The sequence below is a fragment of the Streptomyces sp. NPDC127129 genome, assembly GCF_042671585.1.
Lineage (GTDB): Bacteria > Actinomycetota > Actinomycetes > Streptomycetales > Streptomycetaceae > Streptomyces.
Genome location: NZ_JBHXTV010000004.1, coordinates 122,302 through 149,034, shown reverse-complemented (window position 1 = coordinate 149,034; position 26,733 = coordinate 122,302). Strand labels below are relative to the sequence as shown.

26 protein-coding genes are annotated in these 26,733 nt (G+C 72.2%); 7 read left to right on the top strand and 19 right to left on the bottom strand.

Translation table 11 applies throughout. The features are described 5' to 3' along the window. Positions 1 to 118: 118 nt before the first annotated feature. Together ACFVGW_RS09120 and ACFVGW_RS09115 are read right to left on the bottom strand one after the other, a co-directional pair. Positions 119 to 979, bottom strand: a complete 861-nt coding sequence (locus ACFVGW_RS09120) for a universal stress protein (RefSeq protein ID WP_385851433.1) — start codon at positions 977 to 979, stop codon at positions 119 to 121. Continuing rightward, positions 976 to 1,902 (bottom strand): universal stress protein, encoded by a 927-nt coding sequence (locus ACFVGW_RS09115; RefSeq protein ID WP_385851432.1) that lies wholly within the window; start codon positions 1,900 to 1,902, stop codon positions 976 to 978. The genes ACFVGW_RS09120 and ACFVGW_RS09115 overlap by 4 nt, the downstream gene beginning before the upstream one ends. A gap of 232 nt (positions 1,903 to 2,134) precedes the next feature. Here ACFVGW_RS09115 and ACFVGW_RS09110 point away from each other — a divergent pair, with 232 nt between their 5' ends. Both ACFVGW_RS09110 and ACFVGW_RS09105 read left to right on the top strand, forming a co-directional pair. Continuing rightward, positions 2,135 to 2,758: a CBS domain-containing protein gene (locus ACFVGW_RS09110; protein ID WP_385851431.1), complete on the top strand. Its 624-nt coding sequence runs from the start codon at positions 2,135 to 2,137 to the stop codon at positions 2,756 to 2,758. A 22-nt stretch (positions 2,759 to 2,780) separates the two neighbouring features. Then, positions 2,781 to 3,770 (top strand): Acg family FMN-binding oxidoreductase, encoded by a 990-nt coding sequence (locus ACFVGW_RS09105; RefSeq protein ID WP_385851430.1) that lies wholly within the window; start codon positions 2,781 to 2,783, stop codon positions 3,768 to 3,770. Between the two features lie 48 nt (positions 3,771 to 3,818). Here ACFVGW_RS09105 and ACFVGW_RS09100 read toward each other — a convergent pair whose 3' ends face one another. From ACFVGW_RS09100 to ACFVGW_RS09090, 3 genes are read right to left on the bottom strand one after another with little or no spacing between them, the layout of a single operon-like run. Further along, positions 3,819 to 6,212, bottom strand: a complete 2,394-nt coding sequence (locus ACFVGW_RS09100) for a glycoside hydrolase family 65 protein (protein ID WP_385851429.1) — start codon at positions 6,210 to 6,212, stop codon at positions 3,819 to 3,821. Further along, entirely contained in the window at positions 6,209 to 7,000 is a 792-nt protein-coding gene (locus ACFVGW_RS09095; RefSeq protein WP_385851428.1) for an HAD family hydrolase, read from the bottom strand. Before ACFVGW_RS09095 ends, ACFVGW_RS09100 begins: the two co-directional genes overlap by 4 nt. Next, on the bottom strand, positions 7,000 to 8,079 hold the full coding sequence (locus ACFVGW_RS09090) for a zinc-dependent alcohol dehydrogenase family protein (protein ID WP_385851427.1): 1,080 nt from the start codon (positions 8,077 to 8,079) through the stop codon (positions 7,000 to 7,002). The genes ACFVGW_RS09095 and ACFVGW_RS09090 overlap by 1 nt, the downstream gene beginning before the upstream one ends. Positions 8,080 to 8,333: 254 nt before the next feature. Between ACFVGW_RS09090 and ACFVGW_RS09085 the strand changes: the two genes are divergently transcribed. Next, positions 8,334 to 8,993 (top strand): CBS domain-containing protein, encoded by a 660-nt coding sequence (locus ACFVGW_RS09085; protein WP_385851426.1) that lies wholly within the window; start codon positions 8,334 to 8,336, stop codon positions 8,991 to 8,993. Between the two features lie 69 nt (positions 8,994 to 9,062). Here ACFVGW_RS09085 and ACFVGW_RS09080 read toward each other — a convergent pair whose 3' ends face one another. From ACFVGW_RS09080 to ACFVGW_RS09035, 10 genes are all read right to left on the bottom strand, one after another. Then, positions 9,063 to 9,587, bottom strand: a complete 525-nt coding sequence (locus ACFVGW_RS09080) for a hypothetical protein (protein WP_385851425.1) — start codon at positions 9,585 to 9,587, stop codon at positions 9,063 to 9,065. A 118-nt stretch (positions 9,588 to 9,705) separates the two neighbouring features. Next, the gene (locus ACFVGW_RS09075; protein ID WP_385851424.1) at positions 9,706 to 10,209 is read right to left on the bottom strand and encodes a flavodoxin domain-containing protein; all 504 of its coding nucleotides are present in this window, start codon (positions 10,207 to 10,209) and stop codon (positions 9,706 to 9,708) included. After that, a complete protein-coding gene (locus tag ACFVGW_RS09070) occupies positions 10,206 to 10,688 on the bottom strand; it encodes an Hsp20/alpha crystallin family protein (RefSeq protein ID WP_385851423.1) in 483 nt (160 codons plus the stop codon). The genes ACFVGW_RS09075 and ACFVGW_RS09070 overlap by 4 nt, the downstream gene beginning before the upstream one ends. 256 nt (positions 10,689 to 10,944) lie before the next feature. Continuing rightward, on the bottom strand, positions 10,945 to 11,796 hold the full coding sequence (locus ACFVGW_RS09065) for a universal stress protein (protein ID WP_385851422.1): 852 nt from the start codon (positions 11,794 to 11,796) through the stop codon (positions 10,945 to 10,947). 6 nt (positions 11,797 to 11,802) lie between these two features. Next, on the bottom strand, positions 11,803 to 11,964 hold the full coding sequence (locus tag ACFVGW_RS09060; protein WP_385851421.1) for a hypothetical protein: 162 nt from the start codon (positions 11,962 to 11,964) through the stop codon (positions 11,803 to 11,805). A gap of 227 nt (positions 11,965 to 12,191) precedes the next feature. Then, positions 12,192 to 14,093, bottom strand: coding sequence for an alkyl/aryl-sulfatase (locus ACFVGW_RS09055; protein WP_385851420.1), 1,902 nt, complete (start codon positions 14,091 to 14,093; stop codon positions 12,192 to 12,194). A gap of 224 nt (positions 14,094 to 14,317) precedes the next feature. Continuing rightward, positions 14,318 to 15,823 carry a SulP family inorganic anion transporter gene (locus ACFVGW_RS09050; RefSeq protein ID WP_385851419.1) on the bottom strand — a complete coding sequence of 502 codons (1,506 nt, stop codon included), beginning with the start codon at positions 15,821 to 15,823 and terminating at the stop codon, positions 14,318 to 14,320. A gap of 14 nt (positions 15,824 to 15,837) precedes the next feature. Then, positions 15,838 to 16,419, bottom strand: coding sequence for a carbonic anhydrase (locus tag ACFVGW_RS09045; protein ID WP_385851418.1), 582 nt, complete (start codon positions 16,417 to 16,419; stop codon positions 15,838 to 15,840). A gap of 69 nt (positions 16,420 to 16,488) precedes the next feature. Continuing rightward, on the bottom strand, positions 16,489 to 16,866 hold the full coding sequence (locus ACFVGW_RS09040; RefSeq protein ID WP_385851417.1) for a hypothetical protein: 378 nt from the start codon (positions 16,864 to 16,866) through the stop codon (positions 16,489 to 16,491). A gap of 248 nt (positions 16,867 to 17,114) precedes the next feature. After that, complete coding sequence (locus ACFVGW_RS09035; RefSeq protein WP_385851416.1) at positions 17,115 to 18,485, bottom strand: DUF5685 family protein; 1,371 nt, start codon at positions 18,483 to 18,485, stop codon at positions 17,115 to 17,117. Positions 18,486 to 18,863: 378 nt separating this feature from the next. Here ACFVGW_RS09035 and ACFVGW_RS09030 point away from each other — a divergent pair, with 378 nt between their 5' ends. After that, positions 18,864 to 19,241: an FKBP-type peptidyl-prolyl cis-trans isomerase gene (locus ACFVGW_RS09030; protein WP_383309251.1), complete on the top strand. Its 378-nt coding sequence runs from the start codon at positions 18,864 to 18,866 to the stop codon at positions 19,239 to 19,241. A gap of 72 nt (positions 19,242 to 19,313) precedes the next feature. On the opposite strand, the gene ACFVGW_RS09025 is transcribed toward ACFVGW_RS09030, so the two are convergent. After that, positions 19,314 to 20,813 (bottom strand): DHA2 family efflux MFS transporter permease subunit, encoded by a 1,500-nt coding sequence (locus ACFVGW_RS09025; RefSeq protein ID WP_385851415.1) that lies wholly within the window; start codon positions 20,811 to 20,813, stop codon positions 19,314 to 19,316. Positions 20,814 to 21,337: 524 nt separating this feature from the next. Between ACFVGW_RS09025 and ACFVGW_RS09020 the strand changes: the two genes are divergently transcribed. The 3 genes from ACFVGW_RS09020 (at position 21,338) to ACFVGW_RS09010 (ending at position 25,240) form a co-directional block, all read left to right on the top strand. After that, a complete protein-coding gene (locus ACFVGW_RS09020; RefSeq protein WP_385851414.1) occupies positions 21,338 to 23,356 on the top strand; it encodes an ABC transporter ATP-binding protein in 2,019 nt (672 codons plus the stop codon). A gap of 59 nt (positions 23,357 to 23,415) precedes the next feature. Beyond that, the gene (locus tag ACFVGW_RS09015; RefSeq protein WP_385851413.1) at positions 23,416 to 24,348 is read left to right on the top strand and encodes a squalene/phytoene synthase family protein; all 933 of its coding nucleotides are present in this window, start codon (positions 23,416 to 23,418) and stop codon (positions 24,346 to 24,348) included. Between the two features lie 355 nt (positions 24,349 to 24,703). After that, positions 24,704 to 25,240, top strand: a complete 537-nt coding sequence (locus tag ACFVGW_RS09010) for a transglycosylase SLT domain-containing protein (protein WP_385851412.1) — start codon at positions 24,704 to 24,706, stop codon at positions 25,238 to 25,240. Positions 25,241 to 25,331: 91 nt separating this feature from the next. On the opposite strand, the gene ACFVGW_RS09005 is transcribed toward ACFVGW_RS09010, so the two are convergent. The 3 genes from ACFVGW_RS09005 to ACFVGW_RS08995 form a co-directional block, all read right to left on the bottom strand. Then, on the bottom strand, positions 25,332 to 25,454 hold the full coding sequence (locus tag ACFVGW_RS09005; RefSeq protein ID WP_385851411.1) for a hypothetical protein: 123 nt from the start codon (positions 25,452 to 25,454) through the stop codon (positions 25,332 to 25,334). 184 nt (positions 25,455 to 25,638) lie between these two features. Next, positions 25,639 to 26,091 (bottom strand): suppressor of fused domain protein, encoded by a 453-nt coding sequence (locus tag ACFVGW_RS09000; protein ID WP_385851410.1) that lies wholly within the window; start codon positions 26,089 to 26,091, stop codon positions 25,639 to 25,641. 165 nt (positions 26,092 to 26,256) lie between these two features. Continuing rightward, a complete protein-coding gene (locus ACFVGW_RS08995; protein WP_385851409.1) occupies positions 26,257 to 26,622 on the bottom strand; it encodes a hypothetical protein in 366 nt (121 codons plus the stop codon). Positions 26,623 to 26,733 lie beyond the last annotated feature (111 nt).

Sequence of the window (26,733 nt, the reverse complement as noted above, 5' to 3'; positions counted from 1 at the left end):
CTCTCACCGTAGTCCGGTTGTGCCGTCGGTTCCTGTCGGCCGGGCGCGGCGAGAAGCGGTCCGTACGACGCGGAAGCCGAGGGGTACGCGGGTGAGAGCGTCCCGCCGCGTGGCCGACTCACCCGGCGGGAACGGTGATCACCGGGCAGTGGGCGCGGTGCAGCAGCCCGTGGACGACGGAGCCGACACGCATGCCGCTGTAGCCGCCCTGACCGCGACGGCCCACGACGACCGCCAGGGCGTGCTCGGCGGCGCCGGCGAGCACCTCGACGGGAGAGCCGACGGCCACCTCGTGGGTCAGCCGGACGTCGGGGTACTTCTCCGGCCATCCGGCGGTGCACTCCGCGAGAAGCCGGCGCTCGGCGGGCAGCATCGTGTCCGCGGCGTGCAGGGCGAAGACCGGCGGCTGCCAGACGGCGAGGGCCCGCAGCGAGCACCGCCGGACGTCGGCCTCCGCGAAGGCCCAGGCCAGGGCGGCGCGCGAGGCTTCACTGCCGTCGACACCGACGACGAGGTAGGCGGGCTGCTGGGTGATGTGCTCGGCGTCGCCCACGACGACGACCGGGCAGTGCGCCCGCGCGGTCACCGGAACGACGAGTGAGCCGGCGCTGAGGAACTCCTCGGTCCGGCTGAGGTGGCGGGACCCGAGGACGACCAGGGACGCGGTCCGGGAGAGGCCGGCCAGCATCCCGGAAGGAGAACCGTCGAGAAGGGCGGTGGCGGCGTGGACATCCGGCTGCCGGACGTGAACCCATGCCGCGGCCGTCGTGAGCACCTCCGCGCCGGCCCGGAGTTGCGCCGAGTGCCGAGGTGTGTCGTCGACGTGCTGCGTGTCGTGCCGCGGCGGGACCACGACCACGAGGCGCAGTCCCAGCCCGCGCCGGTGGGCCTCGTCCGTCGCCCAGGCCAGAGCGAGGTGCCAGTTCCTGAGGGGATCGATCCCGACGACGATGTCACGGCGCTCCGTGGTGCTGGTCATGAGGTACTCCCGTGTCCGGGTCCGTGACGGGGAATGAGCTCCACCGGGCAGTGGGCGTGCTGCACCACGCCGAGCGTGGTCCGCCCGAGGGCCGGTCCTGGGTGTCCGGGCGACCGGCGTCCGCCGACGACCAGCAGGCCGGCGCGGCGCGACGCGTCGACGAGCCGTCCCGGGACGCTGCGGCCCCTGTCACCGTCGGCGTACACCGTGAGTTCGGGGAAGTCCTCCCGGACTCGGTCGGCGAGCGTCGAGAACGGGCTGGCCTGTTCACGGGTGACGTTCTCGACGCCCTCACGGACCGCCGTCTCCGCGCCGTCGCCCGGCACCGCGCGCGTACCGGCCGGCCGCGTCCCGTTCCCGATGTGCACAAGCCGCAGCGGCACCTTTCTCAACAGGGCTTCGCGGGCGGCCGCCCGGGCACAGCCCAGGTCGGCTCCGTCCCGTACCGCCGCGAGAACCGCGCCCGTCTCCGCGGCCTCCTCGGCCCCGCGCACGACGACCACGGGTGTGTCGGCGTTCGCCACGGTCTCGAGTCCCACCGAACCGAGCAGCAGGGAGGAGAACCCGCCTCGGCCCCGGTGTCCGACGACGATCGTGCTGCTCAGGGCGGCGACATGCCGCAGTGCGGCCGAGGGCTCGCCCCGGTCGAGTTCTCCGATGACCGCCAGTCCGGGATGGCGCGCCGCGACGGCCTCGGCGGTCCGGCCGAGGAGCTCCCGGCCGGTCCGCTCGAGGCGAGCGATCTCGTCCTCGGAGAGGATCGGTGTGTGGCGCGCGATGTCCGTCGCGTGGACGAGGTAGAGGCCTCTGCCCCGCCGGACCGCTTCCCCCGCCGCCCACATGGCCGCCGCCCGCGCGGACGCCGATCCGTCGACACCGACGACGACCGTACCGAGAACGAGCGCTTCCGTGGTGCCGTTCATGGCTCCTCCTCACCGGCCCGCGGGGCTCCTCCCACACTGACACCCGCTCCCGGTCCGGCAGGAGGGCCGCAAGGGGCAGCGGCGGGGACCGAAGGTCCCTGGCCCCGGCGTCGGGGCCGGGCGCGGGCCCGGTCGGCCCCGACCCTGGACCGTTCGGCCCCTCGCCCGTCCGCGGTGGGCGAGGGACGGTGGTGGCGAAGGCATCCGGACGGGCGACTGCGGAGGCGCGACGATGAGACAGACCAAGGTCGGCGGCCTCATGACGGACGAGGTGGTCTCCGCGATCGGTTCGTCGTCCTTCAGGGACGTGGCGAAGCTCCTGGCCGCGCACGACATCAGCGGAGTTCCCGTCGTGGACGCGGACGACCGCGTCCTCGGTGTCGTCTCCGAGAGCGATCTCCTCGCCCGCCGGGAGCTCACCGCCGACGGCCTCATGACGACCCCCGCCATCACGGTGCATGCGGAACAGACGGTGGCGGACGCAGCCCGTCTGATGGTGCGCCGCGGTGTGGAACGCCTCCCCGTGGTCGACGAGGAGGAGCGGCTGGTGGGGATCGTGACCCGGCGTGATCTCCTCCGCGTCTTCCTGCGACCTGACGCGGAGATACGCCGTCGGGTGAGGGAGGACGTCCTCGCGGACACCATGGCCCTGCCGGGGGACGCCGTGGACGTGCACGTCCTGGACGGGGTGGTGACCCTCGGCGGCCGCCTGCCGCGCCGGAGCCAGGTCCCGATGGTCCTCAAGCTCACCGAACAGGTGGACGGCGTCGTCGCCGTCGTGGACCGGCTGTCCGCGCGCGTGGACGACTCGCGGCTCACGCCGCCGGCGCGGACCGCCCATGACATGCCCTGGTAACCCGCTCACAGAAGGATGCACCGTGTCCGCCACCGCCCTCACCCCGACACTCGTGACCTCGCTGGTCGAGGACGCCGTCACGGCACCGTCGATGCACAACGCGCAGCCCTGGAGTTTCGTCCACCGGGCCGACACCGGCATCGTCGAGCTGCGTGGCGACCCCGGCCGCAGCATGCCGTATCAGGACCCCGACGGGCGCGCCCTTCATCTCGGTTGCGGCGCCGCCCTGTTCAGCCTCCGGGTCGCCGCGGCCCACCACGCTCTGCACGCCGCCACACGGCTGCTGCCCGACCCCGAGGACACCTGGGCCCTCGCCACGGTACGGTTCCGTCCGGCCGACGCGCAGAGCGACGACCTGAGGTCGCTCCACCCCGCCCTGAGACGGCGCCACACCAGCCGCTTCCCCTTCTCCGAGGAGCGCATCCCCGCCGAGGTGATCGACGGACTGTGCGCGGCGGCGCTCCTGGAGGGCTGCCGTCTCGTCGTTCCCGGAACGTGGCACACCGACACCGTCCTGGATCTCGTCCACGACGCGGAGTTGTTCGAGGCCGCGAACGCGGCGGTACGCACGGAGATCTCCGCCTGGACGCGCACCGGCACTGCGGGCGAGGGCCCGGGGACCGAGGGTGTCCCGTCGTACGCCTTCGGCCCCAGGCAGTACGACGTGACCTCCCCCGTACGGGACTTCGGCTCGCACCGCCGTGTCGCCGACCGCGGTTCGGCCGTGTTCGAGAAGAGGCCGCAGATCGTGCTGCTCGGCACGGCCACGGACGGCCCGGAGGACTGGCTGAAGGCAGGCCAGGCGATGCAGCGCGTCCTGCTCAGGGCCACACTCGACGGACTCTCCTCGTCCCTGATGTCGCAGCCGCTCGAGTGGCCCGAACTCCGCTCGACCGCCCGCGATCCCCTGTCCGCGACGGGATTCGTCCAGATGGTGATCCGCCTGGGCTACGGCCCGGAGGGCCGGGCCACTCCCCGCCGCCCCGTTTCCGAGGTGCTCAGCTTCGTCTGACCCGTCACCCGAATCCGTCCGACCCGTCACCCGAGTTCGTCCGACCCGTCACCCGAGCCGGAACCAGCGTTCCTGCCCGGGGTCGACGGTGCCCCGTCGGTTCTCCGGGAGCAGGATGGTGAGCGGAGCCGGGGCCGAGTCCGGCAGTCGGACACCGAGCCGGCCGGGCAGCATGCGCAGCCGTACGCCTCGATGGCCGGCCAGGCACACGGTGAAGGCGAACCGGGGAATCTCCCTCAGTGCCACGGGAGCGACACGCAATCCCTCCGCCACGGCTTCCAGCCCGGTGATCCCGCGCTCGACCAGGTCGACGGTGCCCGCCATCGCGCCGAGGTGGATGCCCTCACCGGTTGTTCCGCCCTGGACGTCGGCCACGTCGCCGAGCAGGGCCTCCCGGCAGTGGTCCCACGCCTGGGCACCTTTCTGACGGGCCAGCACCCAGCCGTGGACCAGGCTGCTGAGCGTCGATCCGTGACTGGTCCGCCGCAGGTAGTACGAGACGGTCGACCGCCATACGTCGTCGTCCAGGGTGTAACCGAGCCGGCCGAAGAGATCCCTCAGTTCCTCGGGCCGGAAGAGGTAGCCGAGCATGAGGGTGTCGGCCTGCTTCGACGCCTGGTACCGGTTCACCGTGTCGCCCTCGGCCTCCAGGATCCGGTCGAGTCTGCGGATGTCGCCGTACCGGTCGCGGTAGTGACCCCAGTCCAGTTCGGCCAGGTCTCCGAAGCCCTCGAACTGGCTCACCACGCCGTGGTGGAAAGGCACGTACAGACGGTGCGACACCTCCTCCCACCGGGAGAGCTCCTCACGGTCGAGCGACAGGCCGCCGGTCAGTTCCTCGCACCGGGCTTCGGGCAGCTCGCCCAGCAGGTCCAGGCCCCGGGCGAGGACCCAGGCGGCGGTCGCGTTGGTGTACGCGTTGTCGTCGATGCCCGGGCTCGCCGCGTCCGGATAGGCGTCGTGGTACTCGTCCGGCCCGACGACACCGCGGATCCGGTACCGGTCGCGCCCGGCGTCGTACGTCGCGGCACCGGCCCAGTAGCGGGCGACCTCCAGCAGGATCTCCGCCCCGGCGGAGTGGAGGAAGCCCCGGTCCCCGGTGGCCCGCGCGTACCGCCAGACGTTGATCGCGATCGCCGAGCCGACGTGGCGCTGCAGGTGGGAGTGGTCGGGCAGCCAGCGGCCCGACCGCGGGTTCAGGTGGAGTTCCTGGGTCTCCTCGCGTCCCGAACCGGCGCTCTGCCACGGGTACATGGCTCCCCGCCCACCCGCTCCACTCGCCGCCGCACGCGCTGCGGGCAGCCGCCGATGGCGGTACATGAGCAGAGCCCTGGCCACCTCGGGGAAATGCAGGGTCACGTACGGCAGTACGAAGAGCTCGTCCCAGAAGACGTGGCCCCGGTAGGCCTCACCATGCAGCCCCCGGGCGGGGACGCCCACGTCGAGTTCGGCCGTGTGCGGGGAGAGCGTCTGCAGCAGATGGAAGAGATGCAGACGCAGCACCCGTCCCGCCTCCCCGGGCACACGCAACTCACCCTGTTCCCAGAGCCGTTGCCAGGAAGCCTTGTGCGTGGAGAGAAGGGTGGTGAAGGCCGGAGCGCGGGCGGCGGAGTCGACGGCCACCGCCCGGGGCTCGCCCGCGGGCCGGTCCAGAGAGGTGTGGAGGGCCAGGGTCTTCACCACGCTCGCGGAGCGGCGGGGGCCGATGGGCAGGCGGTACGTCTGAACGGTGCGGTCCCCCGTCGCGTCCTCCCGCGCCGGGCGCGCGGGCCGGGTCGCCGTGCGGACGGCCATGGCGATCCGTATGCCCGACTCGACCGTACGGCAGGAGAGCCAGGCGACCCCACCGGGCTCGAACCCGGTCCGGTGGTCCGTGAGGTGGCGCCCGTCGAGCTCGCGGTAGCGCTCGACACCGGCATTGAGGACGGTGCCGTCGAGGACGGACTCGACCTCGACGGCACCGTTCCAGCCGTAGGCGCGGAAGGCGCTGCTCTGGGCCGCGATCCGCGCGTCCCCCATGTGGACGATCCGGATGTGGGTCACGCGCAGTCCGCGACCTCGTGCGTCCTGGAAGACCAGTCGGCGGGTGAGCACGCCGGCGCGCAGGTCGAGGTGGACGTCGTGGTGGCGCAGCGTTTCCGAGTCCGGGTTCAGCCATGCGCCCGGCGGGCCGTCGTCCGGGAGGCACCGGTAGCGCAGGAGCGTCCAGTTCGGGAGGTTGACGAGGTCCTCGTTCTCGACGCTCCGGCCGGCGACGAGTGAGGTGAGCCGGTCGTAGCAGCCGGCCAGGTAGGTCCCCGGGTAGTGGACCGGGCCCGCCGCGCATTCGGGGGCGGATCCGCGCGTGGCGAACCGTCCGTTGCCGAGCGTGCAGAGCGCTTCGGCCAGGCGCTCCCGCTGCGGCTCGTAGCCGTCGTAGTCCCAGCTCCACCCGGCGGTCATCCGCGCGCTCCCCACACCCGCCGCACCAGCGCGACGAGGTCGGGGACCACCGTCTCGGCGCCCTCCTCCCGCAGGCGGCGCGTGGTGCGCCGGTCCGGGGTGCGGTCGATTCCGACGACGAGCCCGAAGTGCCCGCGGCGCGCCGCCGCGACTCCGGCGACCGCGTCCTCGACCAGCACGGTGTCCTCGGGCCGGGTTCCGAGGAGACCGGCCGCGTGGAGGAAGAGCGCGGGGTCGGGCTTTCCCGCGAGGCCGAGCCGGGCCGAGTCCTCGCCGTCCACCACGACCGTGAGGAACCGGTCGAGCCCGGCCGCCGTGAGCAACATCCGGGCGTGCCGGGACGCGGACACCGCGCCGCACGGTACGTGCTTCGCGTTCAGGGCGGTGAGTGCCGGCGCGGTGTCCGCGAAGGCCTCGACACCCTCGGCTCGGAGCACGGTCTGGAAGGCCTGTTCCTTGCGTGCCGCGACGGCCCAGACCGTGCCACAACCGGGCGGGTCGTCGGGCCGGCCCGGAGGGAGGCGCAGGCCACGGGCCGACAGGAAGGCCCGGGCCCCGTCGTACCGGGTCCTGCCGTCGACGAGCCGGCGGTACTCGGCGTCGGCGTCGAAGGGCGGTTGCGTCTCACCGCGCGGGTGTGTCCCGCTGCCGGGCACCAGTTCGTCGAGGCAGGCGTCGAACGCGGCCTTCCATGCCGCCGCGTGCAGACGGGCGGAGTCGAGCAGCACGCCGTCGGTGTCGAGGACGACACCGCGGGGCGGCTGCCGCCTCGGTCCTCTGCCGTCCATCAGGTGGCCGTCGGACCCGGGACGCTCACGGCCGTGTGCTGCGGGCCGCCCAGCGCGACCTTGACGGCTCCGGTCTCGGCCGCGCGGCCGAAGACCTCGTACGCCTCCTCCATCTCGCCCAGCTCGAAGCGGTGGGTGATCAGTTCCGCCGCCGGCAGCCGCCCGGCCGCCAGCATGCGCAGCAGCATGGGCGTGGACGAGGTGTCCACGAGTCCGGTGACGATCGTGACGTCCTTGATCCAGAGGTCTTCGAGGTGGAGGACCGCGGGCTTGCCGTGGACGCCGATGTTGGCGACCCGGCCGCCCGGCCGGACCATCCTGGTGCACATCTCGAAGGACTCCGGAACGCCCACGGCCTCGATCACGGCGTCGGCGCCCAGGCCGTCCGTCAGGTCCTCGACGAGCTGTTCGGGGCCCTCGTCGGCGTTCACGGTGGCGTCCGCTCCGAGTTTGCGTGCCGCGGCCAGTCGCGACGCGTCGAGATCGACGGCGACGATGCGCCCGGGGCTGTAGAGGCCTGCGGTGGCGACGGCGGCGAGGCCGATGGGGCCCGCGCCGACCACGACGACCGTGTCGCCGGGCGCTACGCCACCGTTCAGGACACCGACCTCGTAGGAGGTGGGGAAGATGTCCGCGAGCAGGACGGCGTCGAAACTGTCGACCGTGTTCGGGAGGGCGTACACGGACAGGTCGGCGAACGGCACCCTGACGTACTCCGCCTGAGTACCGTCGGCGGTGTGCCCGAGGACCCAGCCGCCGCCACCACGGCACTGCCCGTAACGGCCCTCGCGGCAGAATCGGCAGCGGCCGCAGGCCGAGATGCAGGAGATCAGCACGCGGTCGCCCGGCCGTACGGAACGGACGTCGCCGCCGGTCTCGACGACGGTGCCCACGGCCTCGTGGCCGAGGACGCGCCCGGGCTCCACCTCCGGCACGTCGCCCTTGATGATGTGCAGGTCGGTGCCGCAGATGGTCACGGCGTCGACGCGGACGATCGCGTCGGCCGTGTCCTTGATGCCTGGGTCCGGCACGTCCTGCCAGGCGATACGGCCCGGTCCCTGGAACACGAGTGCCTTCATGACGGCCGCCTTCCTCCCTGGATGCCCCTGGGTCTCCTCCCAGAGGCCGCACTGTCAGGCTGACCCGGCCGGAGCCCACGGCGCATGGGCCGGTCAGGCCCCAAGAGGAGCCCGTCGGCCCCCTGCCGCGGGCTCCCGGCGGTGCGAGGGTGGAGACGGGCCGGGACGACCGGCCCGGGCCGCGAAGGAGGGTCCGGCGAGGGCCGACACAGGCCCGGTCACCGGCAGCAGGCTCCTCACCCAAGGATAGAGCGATGCCCCCAGACCCGTTCGTCGTCGCGGACGTCATGACCACGAAGGTCGTCGCCGTCCTGCCGGGCGCGGATTTCAAGGAGATCGTCGCCGCCATGGAGCGGTGGAAGGTGTCGGCCGTACCTGTCGTCGAGAGGGGAGGGCGTGTCGTCGGAGTGGTCTCGGAGGCCGATCTCCTCGTCAAGGAAGAGTTCCACGACCACCGCCTCGGCCTCGTCGAGCAGATGCGGCGTCTCGACGACACCGCGAAGGCGGGCTCCCGCCGCGCGCAGGACCTCATGACCTCGCCGGCGGTCACCGTCCCTCCCGACGCGTCCCTGCCCCGGGCGGCCCGCCTCATGGCCGCCCACCACGTCAAGCGGCTGCCTGTCGTCGACGCGGCCGGGACGGTCCGGGGGATCGTGAGCCGAGCCGACCTGCTCAAGGTGTTCCTCCGCCCGGACGACGACCTCGCGGCCGAGGTACGGAGCGAGGTCGTCGACCCCCTGTTCCCGCTCTCCGCCGGGCAGATCCAGGTGCGCGTCGACGCCGGGGTCGTGACCCTGTCCGGCGAGGTCCGCGACAGGGCGCGCATCCCGCTCGCGGCACGCCTGGCGCGCGCCGTCGAGGGAGTGGTGGACGTACGCTGCGCGCTCACCGCCCCGGATCATGAGCAGCCATAAGCACGCTCGGGAGTAGCCACACGACGACGGACGTGGCTTCACAGGACGACGGCCGTGGCTTCCGGGCGGTCACTCGTCGCCGTTCCCGGCGCCGCCGCCCCTGCGGAGCCGCCCGGACCATACCGGCTCCACCTCTTCCCACTCCCGATCCCATGCTTCGAGGCTGCGCGCCTCGCTTCTGCGTCGTACGAGGAAGAGGACACCGACTCCCGCCGTCCCCACGGCGCCCGCGACCGCGGCTCCTCCCGCGAGTGAGGTCAGCGACCGGTCGGCGGCGCCGTCAGAGGCTCGTGCGGGGGCTCCGGTGTCGTCCACCCAGATCGTCAGGGTGTGCCCCTCGGGGGTCCGGGGAGGGACGGAGACGGTCCCGGACCGCCGGACGTCGTCGGGGTACTCCCATGCCGCCCGAGCCGTGGACGGTGGATCCGCGCCGTAGCGTGCGGCGCCGGGCTGCTCCTTGGCCCGCTCGGTGGTGGTCGCCGTCACCCGGTGGCGGTGGGCGGCGAGTTCACGGTCGGCCTCGGCTCGTGCGTTCCACAGCATCCCCGCCGCCACCGCACCGCAGATCAGGGCGATCATGAGGACGAGGACCAAGGCACTCCGTCCGGCAGGCCCCCGCCCGGACGCGGAGCGTCCGGGGTCCGGCCCCTTGTGATGGACCATGTCGCACCTCCGGGTGACGCGGCCCGCCGAGAGCCACGAGCGGCATCGCTCATGGGGCGGCGCCGAGTTCGGTGCCGATGTGGTGTGCCCACGCCTGGATCCGCTGCGGGTCGCGGAAGTCCCCGCCCCTGCCGCGGCTCACCATGTGCCGGGCGACCGGGTCCGAGGTCTCGGCGGTCAGCGCACCGCCGAAGGTGATGTGCTCACGCGCTCCGATCTTCTCCATCCGCCGGGCGACCCCGCGTACGGGCGGGATGTCGTGGTCCTCCGCGGAACGGTCGACCGGACCGCTGCTGAAGAGCCAGACGGGCCGGTGCCGCAGCTGCTCGGCGTTGCGCCGGGCGCACCGCCGGGCCTTGCCGCTCCAGTGCCCGGCGTAGAGGGCTCCACCGAGGACGACTCCGTCGTAACCGCTGACGTCGGTGACGGTGTCGGCCGGCAGGACGACGGCGTCGAAGCCGTCGTCCCGGAGCGTCCTGCCGATCTCCTCGGCGATTCCGGCGGTGGAACCGGCCTTGCTGCCGTACGCCACCAGGACCCGCTTGGCGTTCATCGCGTCTCTCCCTCGGTCCTGCCCTCGGTCTTGGCGTCGGCGCGCCTCACCGGAATGACCCGCCCGGTCGGCATCTCCTCCTCGGGCATCGGGACACGGATGGTGAGGATGCCGTCCGCGTACGCGGCGTCCACGCCGTCGGCCGGGATCGTGCCCGGGAGGCGGACCGTCCTGCGGAACGATCCGTAGCGGAACTCCGAGTGCTCCTTGTCCTCCGTGGTCTCGCCGTGCTCCGCGCTCACGGTGATGAGGTTGTCGTCGACCGTGATGCTGATGTCCTTGTCCGGGTCCATGCCCGGCAGTTCCGCCTTCAGGACGTACTCCCTCTCCCCGCTGGTCATCTCGACCGGGATGGAGTGCGCGGCCGAACCGGGCCGCCAGCCCGGCAGCCCCGGGAACTCCCGGTTGAACCAGTCGTTGAAGTCGGGCATGTGGCTGTGGCGGCCGGGGTGCCTGCGTGCCGCCTTGTCTCCGGTCATCGTGTGCTCCTCGGGTGGGTTTCGGCGTGCGCCACGTGCTGTGTCACGGTGGCCTCCGGTGCGGGGCCTGGCGGCTTCCGATGTCCACTCTCCTGTCGGAGGCGTACCGGCCGAAGTGCCGAAGGGGTCGACGGACGAGGGCCGGATGGGCCGTGTCCGAGGTGGACCGACCGGCCCATACGGAGCGGTTGGCCGTACGTCCCGGTCCCGGAGGTGACTCGGGCAGTCCGCGCGCGACCACCAGGTCGTCCGCGGGTCAACTGCCGCCGGGACGCGGGACCGTGATCACCGGGCATCTGGCGTGGTGCAGCAGGCCGTGGACCGTCGAGCCCAGACGCTGGCCGGAGTAGCCGCCACGCCCCCTGCGCCCCACGACCACGGCGAGGGATTCCTGTGAGGTCATGGCGAGCCGCTCGACCGGATGTCCCCGTAGAACTTCCTCGGCGACGACGACGTCCGGGTACCGCTCCGCCCAGCCGGCCACGGACTCGCCGAGCAGGCGGCGACGCTCGGCCAGTGCCGAGCCGCCGCCGTCGTGGGCGAGGACAGGACGCGGCCAGACCCAGACGGCACGCAGGCGGGCCTCGCGCAGGCTCGCCTCCTCCACGGCGTACGCGACGGCCGACCGGCACGAATCGCTGCCGTCCACACCGACGACGAGGGTCCGGGGGTGGATCGCGGTGTGCTCCGGTTCCCGGACCACGACGACGGGGCAGGCTGCTCGCGCGCTGAGCGGGACGGACACCGAGTTCTCGCCGAGGAACTCGGCGGCTCGTCCGAGGCGCCGCGATCCCAGGACGACGAGCGCGGAGCCCTCCGCCCTCTCGCACAGCACCGTCGCGGCCACGCCGTCGACGAGCTCGGTCGTGGTCCGCAGCTCGCCGTGGAGTGTCCGGACCAGGTCCTCGGCATTCGCGAGTGCAGACTCCGCCCGAAGCCGCAGGGCGCTGTGGTGGGAGAAGGCGTCGTACCCGAGGCGGTCGTGGGCGGGCGGGACGGCCACCACCAGGCGCAGCCGCAGTCCCCGGCGGACGGCCTCGTCCGCCGCCCAGACGAGAGCGGGGATGGACTGCTCGCGCGGATCTACCCCGATCAGGATGTCGTTCATGTCTTCTCACCCCGCGCGAGGAGGGCGGGTGGGACGAGTCGGGAGGGTGCCGCCCCGGCGGTCGGCTTCGGCGGCGGCCCACAGCGCGGCAGTTCCGGCGGAGGGCGATCCGTCGACCCCCGCGATGACAGCACCCGGTTCGGGCCGGGTGGGAATGTCGCTGGTCATGGCTCCTCCTCCGGCTGCGTCCCGGGGGCTCGGAGGGCGCCCCAGGGGCAACCCCTCCCACGCTCGCACCGGGCAGAGGGCACGGATAGGGCCGGTCGGTCCCCCGTGGCCGTCCGAGCGGCGCACCTGAGCGGGCTGACCGGACACGGCGCTGGTCGGCTGCGTGCCGGAACAACGCCCTGGGGCGTGGCTCCCAGGGGCGTGGCTCCCGGGGGGGGGCGTGGCTCCTAGGGCGTGACGATGGCGAAGTCGGGGTCGGGTTCGCCGAGGAGGCTCATCAGCCCGGACAGCCGGCCGAGATCGCCGTCGACCGTCAGCCTCCCCTCCTGGACCAGATCGGCGGCGGAGGCCTCGCCGAGGAGCAGAGCGCGCAGATCGTCCTCGGCGAGCGTCAACCGGACGTCCGGCGGTGCGGCCGCCGGTCCGGTGCCGGACACGTGGGTGAGCACGCCGTTGCGCAGACGCATGGTCAGCGGGTCCTGTCCGGTGACGTTCCAGCGCACACAGATGTCCACGTCCCAGCAACGGGGTCCGTCGACGCGGATGGCGACGGCGTCGAACAGCTGCTCGATCGTGAGGGCACGCAGCAGGTCGGGGGCGACGGTGGTCGCGGGGGTCCCCACCGTCCCGTGGCGCAGCTCCAGCGCCCCGGTGAGGAAGAAGTTGCGCCATGTGCCGTTCTCGCTGCCGTAGCCGAGCTGCTCCAGGGCGTCGGCCTGGAGGTCACGCGCCGAGGCGTTGTCCGGGTCCGCGAAGACCACATGGTCGACGACCTGGACCACCCAGCGGAAGTCACCGGAGTCGTACGACTCGCGAGCGCGCCGCAGGACCTCGTCGGCGCCGCCCATGAACTCGACGTACCGCTTGGCGCTCTCGACCGGGGGATGTTCCCACAGGTGCGCCGGGTTGCCGTCGAACCAGCCCAGATACCGCTGGTAGACGGCCTTCGTGTTGTGACTGACCGAGCCGTAGTAGCCGTGCGTGTGCCAGGCCCGCACGAGGGCGGGTGGCATCTCCATCTCCTCCGCGATCTCCAGGGGGGTGTAGCCCTGGTTGAGCATGCGCAGGGTCTGGTCGTGCAGGTAGGCGTAGACGTCGCGCTGCTCGGTGAGGAACTCGATGGCCTGCTCGCGGCCCCAGACGGGCCAGTGGTGCGAGGCGAACGCGACGTCGGTGCGGTCGCCGAAGAGGTCGACCGCTTCCGTCAGGTAGCGGGCCCACGCCCTCGGGTCGCGGACTTCGGCGCCACGCAGCGTCAGTAGGTTGTGCAGGTTGTGGGTGGCGTTCTCCGCCATGCAGAGCGCCGAGTGGTCGGGGAAGTGGACGTTCAGCTCGGCGGGCGCCTCGGTCCCCGGCGTCATCTGGAAGACCATGCGAATGCCGTCCACGGACTCCGTCTGGCCCGTGCGCGTGATGTCCAGCGTCGGCGGAATGAGCCCGACGGTGCCCGTGGAGGTCGTCTGGCCCAGCCCCGCGCCGATCTGCCCCCGCTCGCCCTTGGGCAGCGCGGCACCGTACATGTACGCGGCGCGGCGGGCCATCGCCGTCCCGGCGTAGACGTTCTCGCTGACGGCGTGCTTGAGGAACCCTTCGGGCGCGATGACGGGCACGCCGCCCTCGACGTCGGCATCGGTCACGACTCCCCGTACGCCACCGAAGTGATCGACGTGGCTGTGGGTGTACAGGACGCCGGTGACCGGGCGGTCCCCGCGGTGCTCGCGGTACAGGGCGAGTGCGGCGGCGGCGGTCTCTGCGCAGATGAGGGGGTCGATCACCAGGATGCCGCGCTCCCCCTCGACCACGGTCATGTTGGACAGGTCGAAGCCGCGCACCTGGTAGATGCCCTCGACCACCTCGAACAGGCCGTGTTCGGCCGACAGCCGACTCTGGCGCCACAGGCTCGGATTGGCCGTCGAGGGGCATTCCGCGTCGAGGAACCCGTAGGCCTCCAGGTCCCAGACCGCGCTTCCCTCGGCGTCACGGATCACCGCCTCACGGGCGGTTCCCATGAACCCCCGCCGCGCCTGGTCGAGATCGCGGGTGTCGTCGAAGGGAAACCGGCGCAGGATCGCGGCGTTGCCCGCCACGATCCCCGGTTCTGCGGGTTTGGAGTCGGGGTTCCGGGTCAAGTGCGATCTCCCTCTCGCGCGGATCCTGCGGACCGCAAGGTACGGCGTCCCATCCCCGCAGGCGCCGCCCTGCTTTCACAGGGCCACCCTGCTCCAACAGCCTCCCCACCACGACAGGGCGTGCTCCGAACGGGCGAGGCAGCCGGGCGGCCGACTGGCTGCCCGACTGCCCCCCTGGTCATGGCCGACTGCCCGGCTGGTCCCTTTCCGGCGGTCCTCCGGTGTCAGGGAGAGGTGCCCACCGAGGCTGCGGCCGCGTCCTCGCGGCGGTTCGGGGCCGTGGCCGCGCGGACGGCCTCGGCGTCGGCGCCGCCGTGCCGCTCCGCCCAGGCCTCCAGCGCGGCCCGGCAGGCGTGGTCGAGGTGGTGGACACCGGAGAGGTCCAGGACCACCCGCCGGTCGCTCGGCAGGGCTTCCAGGCTGTCGAGTATCTGGGGCAGCCGAAGGAAGGTGACCGTCCCCTGAATCCGTACGCGGACCACGCCACGTCCGTCGTCGTTCTGTTCGATACGCAGCTGTGAGGCCTCCCACGCGGCCTTCCCGACCGACAGCATGAGGCCGATCAGGACGCCTTCGAACATGCCGACCGAGACGATCGCCGCCGCCGTCGCCACCAGGACGAGGGCCTCGCCCCGGTGACGCCGCCACAGCGTGAGGACGCCCTTGAAGGGGATGAGTTTCCAGCCGGCGTGCACGAGGATCCCGGCCAGCGCGGCCAGCGGGATGTACGCGAGGACGGCGGGCAGCAGGGCGACGAAGAGCAGCAGCCAGACACCGTGCAGGACCCGGGACGCCTTCGTCCGGGCGCCGGCCTCGACGTTGGCCGAGCTGCGCACGATGACCGCGGTGAGCGGCAGCGCGCCGAGCAGACCGCACAGTGTGTTGCCCGCGCCCTGGGCGACGAGTTCCTTGTCGTAGTCCGTGCGCGGCCCCGCGTGGAGCCGGTCGACCGCCGCCGCGCTGAACAGCGATTCGGCGGAGGCGATCAGGGCGAACGCGAGGACCGTGCCGAGGAGGGCCGGATCGGCCAGGGAGGAAAGGGCCTCCGTCCCCGGCAGGTGGACGGCTTCGAGCACGCCGCTGACCCGCACGGTCTCCACGGGAAGGCCGAACACGGCGGTCGCGACGGCGGCCAGCGACACCGCCACCAGGGCTCCGGGGACCGCCCGGGCCCGGGGCGGCATCCGTCGCCAGCCGACGATGAGGAGGACCGTGCCGGCGCCGACGGCGAGCGACACGAGGGCGGTGCGGCTGCCCACTGCCTCGACCAGGGCTCCCGGCAGACCGGTGAGCTTGTCGAGACCGGAGTCCGGGGCGGGGATGCCCGCGGCGGCGTAGAGCTGCCCGGCGATGATGACCAGGCCGATGCCCGCGAGCATGCCCTCGACGACGGAGAGGGAGATCGCACGGAACCACCGGCCCCACCGGAGGAGGCCCATGGCGATCTGCAGCACGCCGGCCGCCAGCACGATGACGCCGAGCGCGGCGAGGCCGAAGGCGCGGACCGCTTCGAGGACGAGGACGGTGAGGCCGGCGGCCGGGCCGGAGACCTGGAGGCTGCTGCCTCGCATGAGGCCGGTGACGAGACCGCCGACGATGCCGGTGATGAGGCCCAGTTCGGCGGGTACGCCGGAGGCGACGGCGACGCCGAGGCAGAGCGGGAGGGCGACGAGGAAGACGACGAGCGAGGCGGCGACGTCCTGCCGCAGGAAGGGGAAGGAGCGGAGCATCGGGACGTCCCTCCTCACAGCGCCTCGAAGGCGTCGGCCCCGGAGCGGTACTCCAGGACGGCACCGGTGTGCACCTCGTAGAACCAGCCGCGCAGCCGGAGCCGGCCGTCCGACAGCCGTCGCTCGACGGGCGGATAGGAGCGCAGGCGGAGCAGTTGGGCGAGGACGTGGCCCTGGACGGCATCGGTGACGGCCGGGTCGTCTGCGACCCCCGGGGCGCCGTCGGGGGCGGCGTGGGCGAGCCAGTCCCGTACGGCGGGGACCTCGCTCAGGTCGTCGCCGCGGACGAGGGAACCCACCGCGCCGCAGTGGGAGTGGCCGCAGACGACGATGTCCTCGACGCCGAGGACCTCGACGGCGTACTCGACGGTGGCGGCCTCCCCGCTGGGGTTGCCCGTGCCGTACGGGGGCACGATGCCGCCCGCCGTACGCAGTTCGAAGAGCTGGCCCGGCCGGGCGCCGGTGATCAGGGCGGGTACGACCCTGGAGTCGGAACAGGTGATGAACAGGACGGCCGGGGACTGGCCCGCGGCGTGCGCGGCGAACTCCTCAGGGCGCTGTCCGAATCGGCGGGCGTTGTCGATGAGGGGCTGCATGAATGATTCCTCCTGGCGCGCCGTGGCGGCGCGTCGGGCTGACAGGTCGGCGCTGGTCGGAACTGCCTGTCAGCAGCGGAACACCTGCAGGGCGGAGGAGTCGTGGCGGTCGTGCGGTCTCGGGCGTGTGTCCGTGCCACCGGGCCGGACGGCCGGCGGATCCGCGAGCGGGACGGCGCGCGCGACCGGCGGCGGGCCGGGAAGGCCTGCGGTCGCGGTGACGGGCCGCCGCCGGTCACGGTGGAGGACGGAGCCGCCGGGGATGCCGGCCTCGCCGCCCCCCGCGTGCGTGGACTCGAACGCCGAGGTCGGCGCGACCTGCTGGGCGCAGGGCCGGGGAAGCTGTGTCGCGGACGCGAGGGGGGTGAGCGGGAGACCCGCGCAGACGAGGGCGAGGAGAAGAAGGAGGGCTGCGCGCAGGGCCGCGGACACGCGGACGGACCACATCTGGGCGCGCCTCCCTCCGGTTGAGCCATCATCAGGCTTCACCAAAGCAAGCCCAAGTGCGAGTCAAGGAAGAGTAATACGCCCAAGTGAACGGCACCCGGCAACACCCGTGCCGTACGAAGGTTTTCGAATGGAATCAGCCTGATGTTGACGCGAACGGAGGCATCGGCACGCGTCCGCACCGCACGAAATGAAGCGGCCCACCAGGAATCCTGGTGGGCCGCTCCCCCGCGTGGCTCGTCCGTCGTTCAGTCGCAGCAGTCGCAGCAGCACTTGCACGGGTTGCAGCAGCCCCCGCCGCAGCCGTCACCCGAGCCGCCGCAACCACCGGAGCCACCCGAGCCACCCGAGCCACCGGACGAGTGGCCGCCGCCGGAACCGCCGGAACCCCCGGAGTAGCCACCCGAGTTGCCGCCGCCCCCGCCGAACCAGCCGTCACCCCCGGAACCGTCCCTGCCGGAACCGTCTCTTCCGGACGCGTCCCGGCCTGAGCCGCCGCTGCGGTTGCCTTCACCGAACTGCCAGGACTCTCCGTCTCCCGGGTCCGCGTCGTCGTCGCAGCGGCAGCAGTTGGCACACAGCCTGCAGTCGGCGCACAGGCGGCGCTGTTCGCGACAGCGTCGGCACAGTCCCTCCGGCGGCCGGCCCGAGGCCGTCGGCACGCCCTCCGGGGCCGCGGCCGCGAGCACGCCGACGCCGCAGGCCGCGTCCGTGCCGGTCTCCGGGCGCGCTTCCGTCTCCGTACGGCGGCCCAGCCAGGGCAGCATGCGCAGGCCCCGCGCCTGACGGCCGTGCCGATGATGACGATGCCGGGGGTCGAAGACCCGATCGACGGCACGCTCCAGCTCACCGCCCAGAAGCGCCCGTACCAGCCGCCCGTCGACGAACTCGGCGTCGGACAGGGACAGCCGGATCCCGTGAACGGCATCGTCGCAGAGCCTGCGTACTTCGGCGCGGTCCGCGCCGGTCACGGCGATCGGGTTCCACGCCCCCGACGCCTCGTCCGCGTCCAGGTCCTCCACGGCGTCCAGCAGATGCGCCAGTCGGCCGAACAGGCGGCCGGCTTCCGCCAGCGGTTCCGCGTTGGCCGGACGGTCCGTGAGTACGGCGGTGTACGCGAACGCGGCGGCGGTCGCCGTCTCCGTGGGCTCCGTGACCGTGAGCAGCGAGCCGCCCCGGCCGGTCGACCGCTCGATCCGGGGCTGGCGCTCGACCGCCCCGAGCAGCACCGCGGTGTCGAAGCCCAGCCGTTCGCCGCCTGCGGCGCCCGCACGGTCCCAGCCGTGGGCGATCCGGCGTGCCGCCAGCGCCACCGGGCGGCGTCGCAACAGGCCGTCGCCGTCGGCCACGTGGTCCCGTATCTTCGCGGCGGCCAGCACCAGCGACACCGTCGCCGCCAGCCGCGCGCCCTCGCCCTGCGCCACGTCCGCCGACCGCATCCCGCGCAGCGGGCACGGACCCGCCCCTCGCCGCCAGTCTGCGGTTCGCTCCGACTGCGCTTCGGTCAGCACCGAGATGATCAGACCGTCGTAGTTGGTGGCCACCCTCGCGAACTGCCCGTATTCACCGCGCAACGCCAGGCACAGCCCGCACAGGTGCGCCATCCACTCGGTACGCAAGCCCTCGCCCAGCCGATGACGGCATGGCCTGATGATTCCGAACACCGAAATTCTCCCCCGTAAGAACAGCTACCCAGACGCGTACGGTCGGACGGCTCACGGACGAGAGACCGCACAACTGGACCGACCGCGTGCGACGTCGACGGCGGCGCCGTCGACGCGCCGTCATTTTAAGGGTCCCGTCCGAGAGGTGTCCGCGGTGGGCGGCCGGACGCGGCCACGGCCCGCGGCAGGGCTGTCGACGACGAGCACCCGTCACGTGAAGCACGTCGGCCGATCGGTCTTCTCGGTAGCGTGATCCTCTACCGCATGGGTGTCACCGTGCGCCCGGCCGGCCCGTACGAGGACCGCCGGTGGAGAGGAAAGAGGCGGCAGGACATGAGTGAACCGACGAAGCCCGAGATCGACCTTCCGGAGGGCGAGGCTCCCTCCGAACTGACCGTCCGGGACCTCGTCGTCGGGGACGGGCCCGAGGCCAAGCCGGGCAGGGTTGTCCAGGTTCACTACGTCGGGGTCACCTTCGAGTCCGGCAAGGAGTTCGACGCCTCGTGGGACCAGGGCCGGCCGTTCAAGTTCGCCGTCGGCGGCGGCAGGGTCATCAAGGGCTGGGACCGCGGAATCAGGGGGATGAAGGTCGGAGGCCGGCGCGAGATCATCGTGCCCCCGCGCCTCGGCTACGGCAACCAGTCCCCCTCGCCGTTGATCCCGGCCGGTTCCACGCTCGTCTTCGTCGTGGACCTGCTCTCCGTGGTCTGAGGAGGGCCGGGCTGTGGCGAGCCCGGCCTGTTCCGAAAGACAGGCCCTGGGGCCTGCCTTTCGGATCACGCCCTAGGTGGGTGTGGGGGCGGTCTTGCTCGTCGTGGTGCCGTCCTCGCCCTGGGCCTCCGGCTCCACGGGCGGCTGAGGAACGGGCGGCGTACGGACGAGCAGTGCGACCAGCACCGTCAGCCCGCCGAGTACGGCGCCGATGCCGAATCCCCACCGGATGCCCGCGGCCAGGGCCTCCGTCGGGCCGGCGCCATCGGCTGCCGCGGCGGCGGCGCGTCCCGACATGACGCTGATGACCAGGGCGGTGCCCGCGGCGGCCGCGACCTGCTGGAGCGAGCCCAGGATGGCGGAGCCGTGGGGGTAGAGGTGCGGCGGAAGCACGGTCAGGCCGGAGGTGAAGACGGGGGTGAAGACGAACGCCATGCCGGCGCTCAGTGCGACGTGCAGGGCGAGGACGACCCACGGCGAGGTCTCTTCACCCGTGAAGGCGAACAGCGCGAGGCAGAGCGCCGTGAGTACGGCTCCGGGGACGACCAGCTTCGGCGCGCCGAGCCGGTCGTAGAGCTTTCCGACCTGCGGTCCGAGCAGGCCCATGGTCAGGCCGCCCGGGATGAGGAGCAGCCCGGTCTGCAGTGAGGTCAGGCCGCACACCTCCTGCAGGTAGATCGGCAGCAGGATGAACGCACCCATGAGCGCCATGAAGGACAGGCACATCAGACCGAGTGCCACGGAGAAGTGGCGGAACGTCAGGGCGCGCAGGTCCAGCAGCGGCGTGGACGAGCGCTGCAGAGCCAGCTGCCGCCAGGTGAACAGGCCGACCAGCACCGCACCGACCAGGGTCGTGGCCTCCGGCGGCAGGACCGCCGAGGCGCCGTCCCCGGCGCCGAGGCCGCTCAGGCCGTAGACCAGGGCGCCGAAGCCCGCCGCCGCCAGAGGGACGGACGGCCAGTCGATCGGGCCGGCCTGCGGCTCGCCGATGTTGACCAGTCTGCGCTGACCGACTATCGCCATGGCTGCGGCGATGGGCAGGACCGCCAGGAACAGCAGGCGCCAGCTTCCCAGCTGCAGCAGCACACCGGAGACCGCAGGACCGAGGGCGGGTGCGACGGAGATGACGAGGGTGATGTTGCCCATGACACGGCCGCGGTCCTGCGGGGGCACGAGGGTCATCAGCGTCGTCATGAGCAGCGGCATCATGACGGCGGTGCCGCTGGCCTGGACGACGCGCGCGACCAGGAGCACGGGGAAGGCGGGCGCGGCAGCGGCGAGCGCCGTACCGGCGAGGAACAGCGCCATGGCGAGGCCGAAGGCGGTCCGGGTCGTCACGCGCTGGAGGAACCACCCGGTCACCGGGATGACGACGGCCATGGTGAGCATGAAGGCCGTGGAAAGCCACCCCGCGGCTGCCGCGGTGACCTCGAACTCGCGCATGAGCCGCGGGATCGCGTTGACCATGATCGTCTCGTTGAGGAGGACGACGAACGTGGACAGCACGAGGATCCGCAGCACGGCAGTGACGCGGTCGGGCGAGTGGGCGGGTGTTGCGTGTGGTGCGAGCATGGCGCCTTCCGTCGTGTGAGTGTCCTCCGCGCAAAGCCGGTCACACCGACAGACCGCGGCGCCGGGAAGAACTCATCGGTGCTCACCGATCCTGTCCGCCCCGCCGCCCGAGCTCAAGCCATTTAACGCGCGCCGCGGGCCCGCGCCGGCACGGTCCCGGACCGCTTCCGTCCCTACGAGCCGGGGGTCTGACGGTCGGTGTCGGCGTTTCGGCCATCGGTGGGTGCTGCCACCGCCCTCTTCCGGCAGGGGTCGATGCATACAGCACGAACGCACATTCGCCTGCTCACGGGGTTCTGGCTGCGTCCGAAACACATGTGTTCGACACGCCGGGCGGCGTCGTTGAGCCACGCGACGCCCCAACTACTTCTCATGGAGCCCGCCTTGTACCCCGTGCCCGCCACCCTGACTCCCTTCCCTCCCACCGCCGACGCCGCGCCCGGTCGCCTCCGGCCCGGCGTCGCATCCGCCCTCCGCACCTCCGGTGCCTTCCGCCCGGCACATCCGGACACGAGGTGGGGGGCATGACGAGCGTCGGCAGTGACCCCTTGGCGGCCGCGGCGGGCGGCCCGTCGGACTCGGAGCAGCTGTTGTTCGGGGGCGAGCTCACGTACGACTACGGGTGGGGCGCCCACGACGGTGCCTGGCTGAAGCTGGGGTTGCGTGCGATGGCCGGCTCGCTGCCGAGGCAGGTCGCGGTGGCCGTCCGGCTGGCACGTGAGGCCGACCCGCGGGCCTTCGTCACGGTCGCCGTGAGCGAGGTCGCCCGGGGCATCGCCCAGGCCGTGTCCCTGATCGCGGTCAACGCCCTGCTCGTCGAGCTGCTCGCAGCCGGCGACATCACCGGCCGGCTCCGGGCGGCGCTGCCGTGGCTCGTCCTGGTCGCCGTCCTCGCGGTGATCGGCTCGGTGTGCCGGTCCGCGTCGTCCGCCGCCACGGGGATCCTGGAGCCGAAGGCTCAGCGGGTGGCGACCGAGCGCTATCTGGGCCTGGTGGCGCGGGTGGAGCTGGAGGCGATCGAGGACGACAGCTTCCACAAGCTCATGGACTCCGCCCAGTGGGGCGCCGACTCGGCACGGAGGATGGTCGGCTACTGCACCGCCGTGGTCACCTCCGCCATCTCACTGATCGCGGCCGCCGGCGTGCTGACCGTCCTGCACCCGGTCCTTCTGCCGCTCCTGGCCCTGATGGCGCTGCCGAGCGCCTGGGGTTCGCTGACCATGGCCCGGCACCGGTACATCAGCTGGCACCGCTTCGTCCAGCACGTGCGGGCCGCCAAGCTGATCAGCCAGCTGCTGATCAACCAGCAGGCAGCCGCCGAGATCCGGGTCCACGACGCGGCCCCCTTCCTGCTGAAGCACTTCCGGCAGATGGCCGAGACGAGCGAGCGGGAGCAGACCCGGCTCGCCTGGACGGGCGCCCGCACCAACCTGGTCGCGGACTCGGCGCGGGGCGTCGCGACCCTCACCACCTACGGCGTCCTCGGGCTGCTGCTGTGGCACGGGCAGACGGGCCTTGCCGTCGCCGGCACGGCGGTGCTGGCGATCCGTACGGGGGCGGCGAGCATCACCGACCTGGTCCTGCGCGTCACCGACGTCCAGGAGGAGGCCCTGTTCGTCGCCGACCTGGAGACGTTGTGCGAGGAGGCGCTCCGGCGCGCCATCCCCTCCGGCGGGCGCGCCCTGCCCGAGGACGCGGAGGAGATCCGGTTCGAGAGGGTGACCTTCACCTATCCGGGTGCCGACAAGCCGTCCCTGTACGAGGTCGACCTCGTCATCCCGCGGGGCAGGACCGTGGCCCTGGTCGGGAGGAACGGCTCGGGCAAGTCGACCCTCGTCCGGCTGCTGAGCGGTGCTCGGCTCCCCGACTCGGGCCGGGTGCTGTGGGGCGGCGTGAGTACGTCCGAAGCCGACCGCGCACAGGTCTTCGACCGCGTCGCGATGGTCGCCCAGGACTTCTTCCGCTGGCCGTTCACCGCCCGTGTCAACATCGGCATCGGCCGCAGTCACGCCGCGATGGACGACCGGACCATCGAGACCGCCGCGGCCCACGCGGGAGCCGACGAGGTGGTCAGGGGTCTCCCCCGCGGCCTGGACAGTCTGCTCTCCCGCGGCTACAAGGGCGGCCAGGAGATCTCCGGCGGGCAGTGGCAGAAGATCGGGCTCGCCCGAGCCCGCTACCGCAGCGGCACCCTCCTGATCGTGGACGAGCCGACCAGCGCGCTCGACCCCGCTGCCGAGCAACGGGTCTTCGACCAGATCCACCAGCTGTCGGGCGAGGGCCAGACCACGGTCCTGATCACCCACCGCCTCCACAGCGTCCGGCATGCCGACCTCATCTACGTACTCGACGAGGGCCGCGTCGTCGAGCACGGCACCTTCACCGAGCTCATGGACCCCACCGCCGCGGCCGGACTGTTCCGCGAGATGTACGAGCTGCAGGCCCGCCAGTTCCTGAATCCGCCCGTGCCGGCGCAGCCCGCCCCGGTCGACGTGGCAGCGAGCCCGGCTGCCGACAGCGTCGGGGAGGGGCAGGAAGGGTGATGCCGGACTCGGATCAGGCGACGTCGTAGGCTCTCAGCCGGTGTTGAGAGGGGATCGGTATGTGGAGGCGACATCTCGACCGGGCCGGGGTCAGGGAGCCGCTACGGCGGGACTACACGGAACAGCGCCGGGCGGTGCGGAGGTTCGCGGCGGCCGAGTACGCGGCCGCGCGGCTGCTGCTCCCCGCCGCGCTGCTGCCCCACGTCGTGGCCGCCGTCGCTTTCATGCACGACACCGACGACCGGATCGACCGCGGGGCACCGGACGTTCGTGCGGCCGCGCTCGAGGAGTGGGGCGGGCTCGTACGGAAGGCGTTCGCCGAGGGTGACTCCACGCTGCCCGTCTTGCGTTGTCTGGTGAACACCGCCGAGCGGCACCCGAGCATGCGCGCCCACGTGGACGCGTTCCTGCGGGGCTGCGAGCGCGAGGTGGCCTGGCGGACCATCGCGGACGAGGAGGAGCTGGAGCGGTATGTGCGGGAGTACTCGCTACCCGCGCTGATGCTCACGGCCTGTCTCCTCGCCCCCGCGGACGCGCCGGCACGGGCGGCGGCGTTCACGGACGGCTGTCACCGTCTCATCGGCGCGATGCAGCGCATCGACTTCCTGGAAGATCTGGCCGACGACGTGCGCGGGGGCCGGACCGGCGTCCCCGCCGACGCGGTGGTACGCCATGGCGCGGACCTCACCCGGCCCGATGCGGCGCTGGGCCGGCTCGTCCAGGAGCAGGCGGACCGGGCCGCCACCGGCCTCGCGGTGGCCGCCCCTCTGGCAGGCGTGGTGGACCCGCCGTTTCGGCCCTTCATCCGGGCCCTCGTGGGCGTCCAGGGCCTCCGCCTCGACGCGGTACGCCGGGCGGGCGCGTCGTTGGCGACGCACGGCTCCGGGCCCCCGGCGCCGGCGGCCGCCGTGCTCATGCTGCGGGAGACGGCGGCACGGGCGCGGGCGGGGATCTTCCGTGGCCCGAGAAGCGGAGTGGCGCACGGAGTGTGATCCCGACTGACCGGTGAGTCATGCGGGCGCCCGGGCGGGAGGCGTGGCTGTGATGCCCCGCACAGGAGCCACGTCACGTTCTAGGGGAGGTAGTACTGCGGGGTACCGCGGCGCCGTCCCCTGGCGGCCTGCGCACGACCTTCGGGGCATTTGCTACGTGATGGGGTAGTACGTCACATCCTTGCGCCGCACTCGGCGGGCCCCTAACCATGGCTGACGTTGCGGGGATCCCGGACGGGCCGGAGCGCAGAACGCGTTCGCCCGACCGCCAGCCGCCTCGCGGAGAGCAGCTTCCTGCACGTGCCGCGTTCGGCCCGCATCCCCATGTCGTCCCAAGATGGAGAGTCACTCGCGTATGACCGCCCCCACGCAGAACACCACCCGCCGCGTCACCCGATTCCGCAAGCTGTCCGTCGCAGGCATAGCCACCGCGGGTGCCGCGGCAGCGGCGCTCACGCTGGCCCCTTCGCCCGCTCAGGCCGCCCCGGTATCGGCGAGTGCCTCGGCGTCCCAGGTGTCGGTGGTGGACGCTGCGGTGGCGAAGAAGGCCAAGAAGGCGAAGAAGCAGTACGCCGACAACCTCGACGGCTGGATCAAGGAAGCCCTGGACATCATGAAGTCCGAGGACATCCCCGGCACCTACGAGGGCCTGCACCGCAACATCATGCGTGAGTCCTCCGGCAACCCCGACGCCCAGAACAACTGGGACGTGAACGCGCAGAACGGCACGCCGTCGAAGGGCCTGCTGCAGGTCATCCAGCCCACGTTCGACGCCTACCACGTCCCGGGCACCCCGCACGACCTGACCGACCCGGTCGCCAACATCACGGCCGCCGCCAACTACGCCGCCGACAAGTACGGCTCCATCGACAACGTCGACTCCGCCTACTGATCGGTCCTTCCCCTGCCCCGCAGCCGCCTCGGCGGCGGCCGTGACGGGGAGACACGACGAGGGGTCCGGCCTGGCCGGGCCCCTCGTCGTTTCATTCTCCGAGCGCGAACGACGCTCGTTCCCGCCACCTCGTCCCGTCGTGGACGATGAGCTCGACCGAGACGCGCGACGTGAACGGGAGCTTGCCGGAGAGGTCGGCCTCGATCTCTTCCATGACGGCGTCTCCCCGGCCCGGGCTGAGGGGTCGACCTGCCGACCGCCGGCTCCGCCTCCGGAATCCGGACGATGAGCGCCGTCATACCCGCCTGAACGCACGGGTGCTGTCGTCTGCCATGGCACCGGATGGTGTCACCACTGCCACGGACAGCGCCGCGCCATTTCCGCTGGGCCTCCGCCGATCAGACCGTGGGGCGTCGCAGCACGTCAGCGGGCTCCCAGTCGCCTTTCCAGAATTCTTCGAGCCCACGCTCGTCGATGAACTGCCGTTCCGCTTCGTGGATCGGGTACATCCCCTGGATGTTGATGACGTCGTGACCCTCATGTCCTGGAACACCGACGTCGATGCCCAGGTAGTCGTCTCTGTCGAGGACCATCGGCGCGAACACGCAGAACGCCGTCATGTCCGACTCGGGAACGATTCGTTCTCCGAAGTCGATGGTGCTGCCGTAACTGAAGGGGCAGGTGCCACGGAGCTGCTCGGCAAGGAAGCCCACGGCGTGGGCCCAGATCACGTTGGTCGAGTTCACGCTGAGACAGAGCTCGGGCGAGCCGTGACGCCAGTCCGGGTGCTCTGCCAGCGACACGCCGTAGGTCAGCGTCGTGAGAAGTCCTGCCGGGAGGTCGTCGTACACGATCTCCGTGACACCCGGGAGGCCCTGCTTGGTCGACTCGACAGGGAAGAACCGAGGCTCGCTCCCCCCTGACATCCGATCAAGATGGGCTAGGTACGTCTCTACGCGACTGGGCATGCGACCAGCCTGCACGATCGCCCGCACGTGGGCGCCACCGGGGCGTTCTCAGGGGCCTTCGTCGAAGAGCCCGGCCTCCACCTGGAAGGCCAGCGTCTGCAGCACCTCGGTCGAGGAGATGTCGCTCCGTCCGCTGTCGTGCGTCATGGCCAGGCTGGTGAACGCCAGGGTGAAGCCGGCGACCATGGTCTGCAACGCGGGTCCGAGAGCGGAAGCGACAAGCCGGGCGACCTCCTGCGGAGTGGCATCGGCCGGCACTCTGATGGCGGGGAGCATCTCGTTCAGCATCTGCGTCACCACGCTGGACCCGGACTCGGAGCTGCTCTCCTCCTCACCGGCCTCCGCGGCGCGACGGATCTCTGCAGCCTCCGTCAGGATGCCGATCACTCGCTTCAGAACCTCAGCTCGCTGCATCCAACAGAGCCTATGCCCATCACGGACGACCAGTCTCGTCTCCCTGCTGACCCACGCCCGGACATGGGGCGACGGCCGGGGTCCCTGCGGCCGGTGGCGCCATCGGCCACC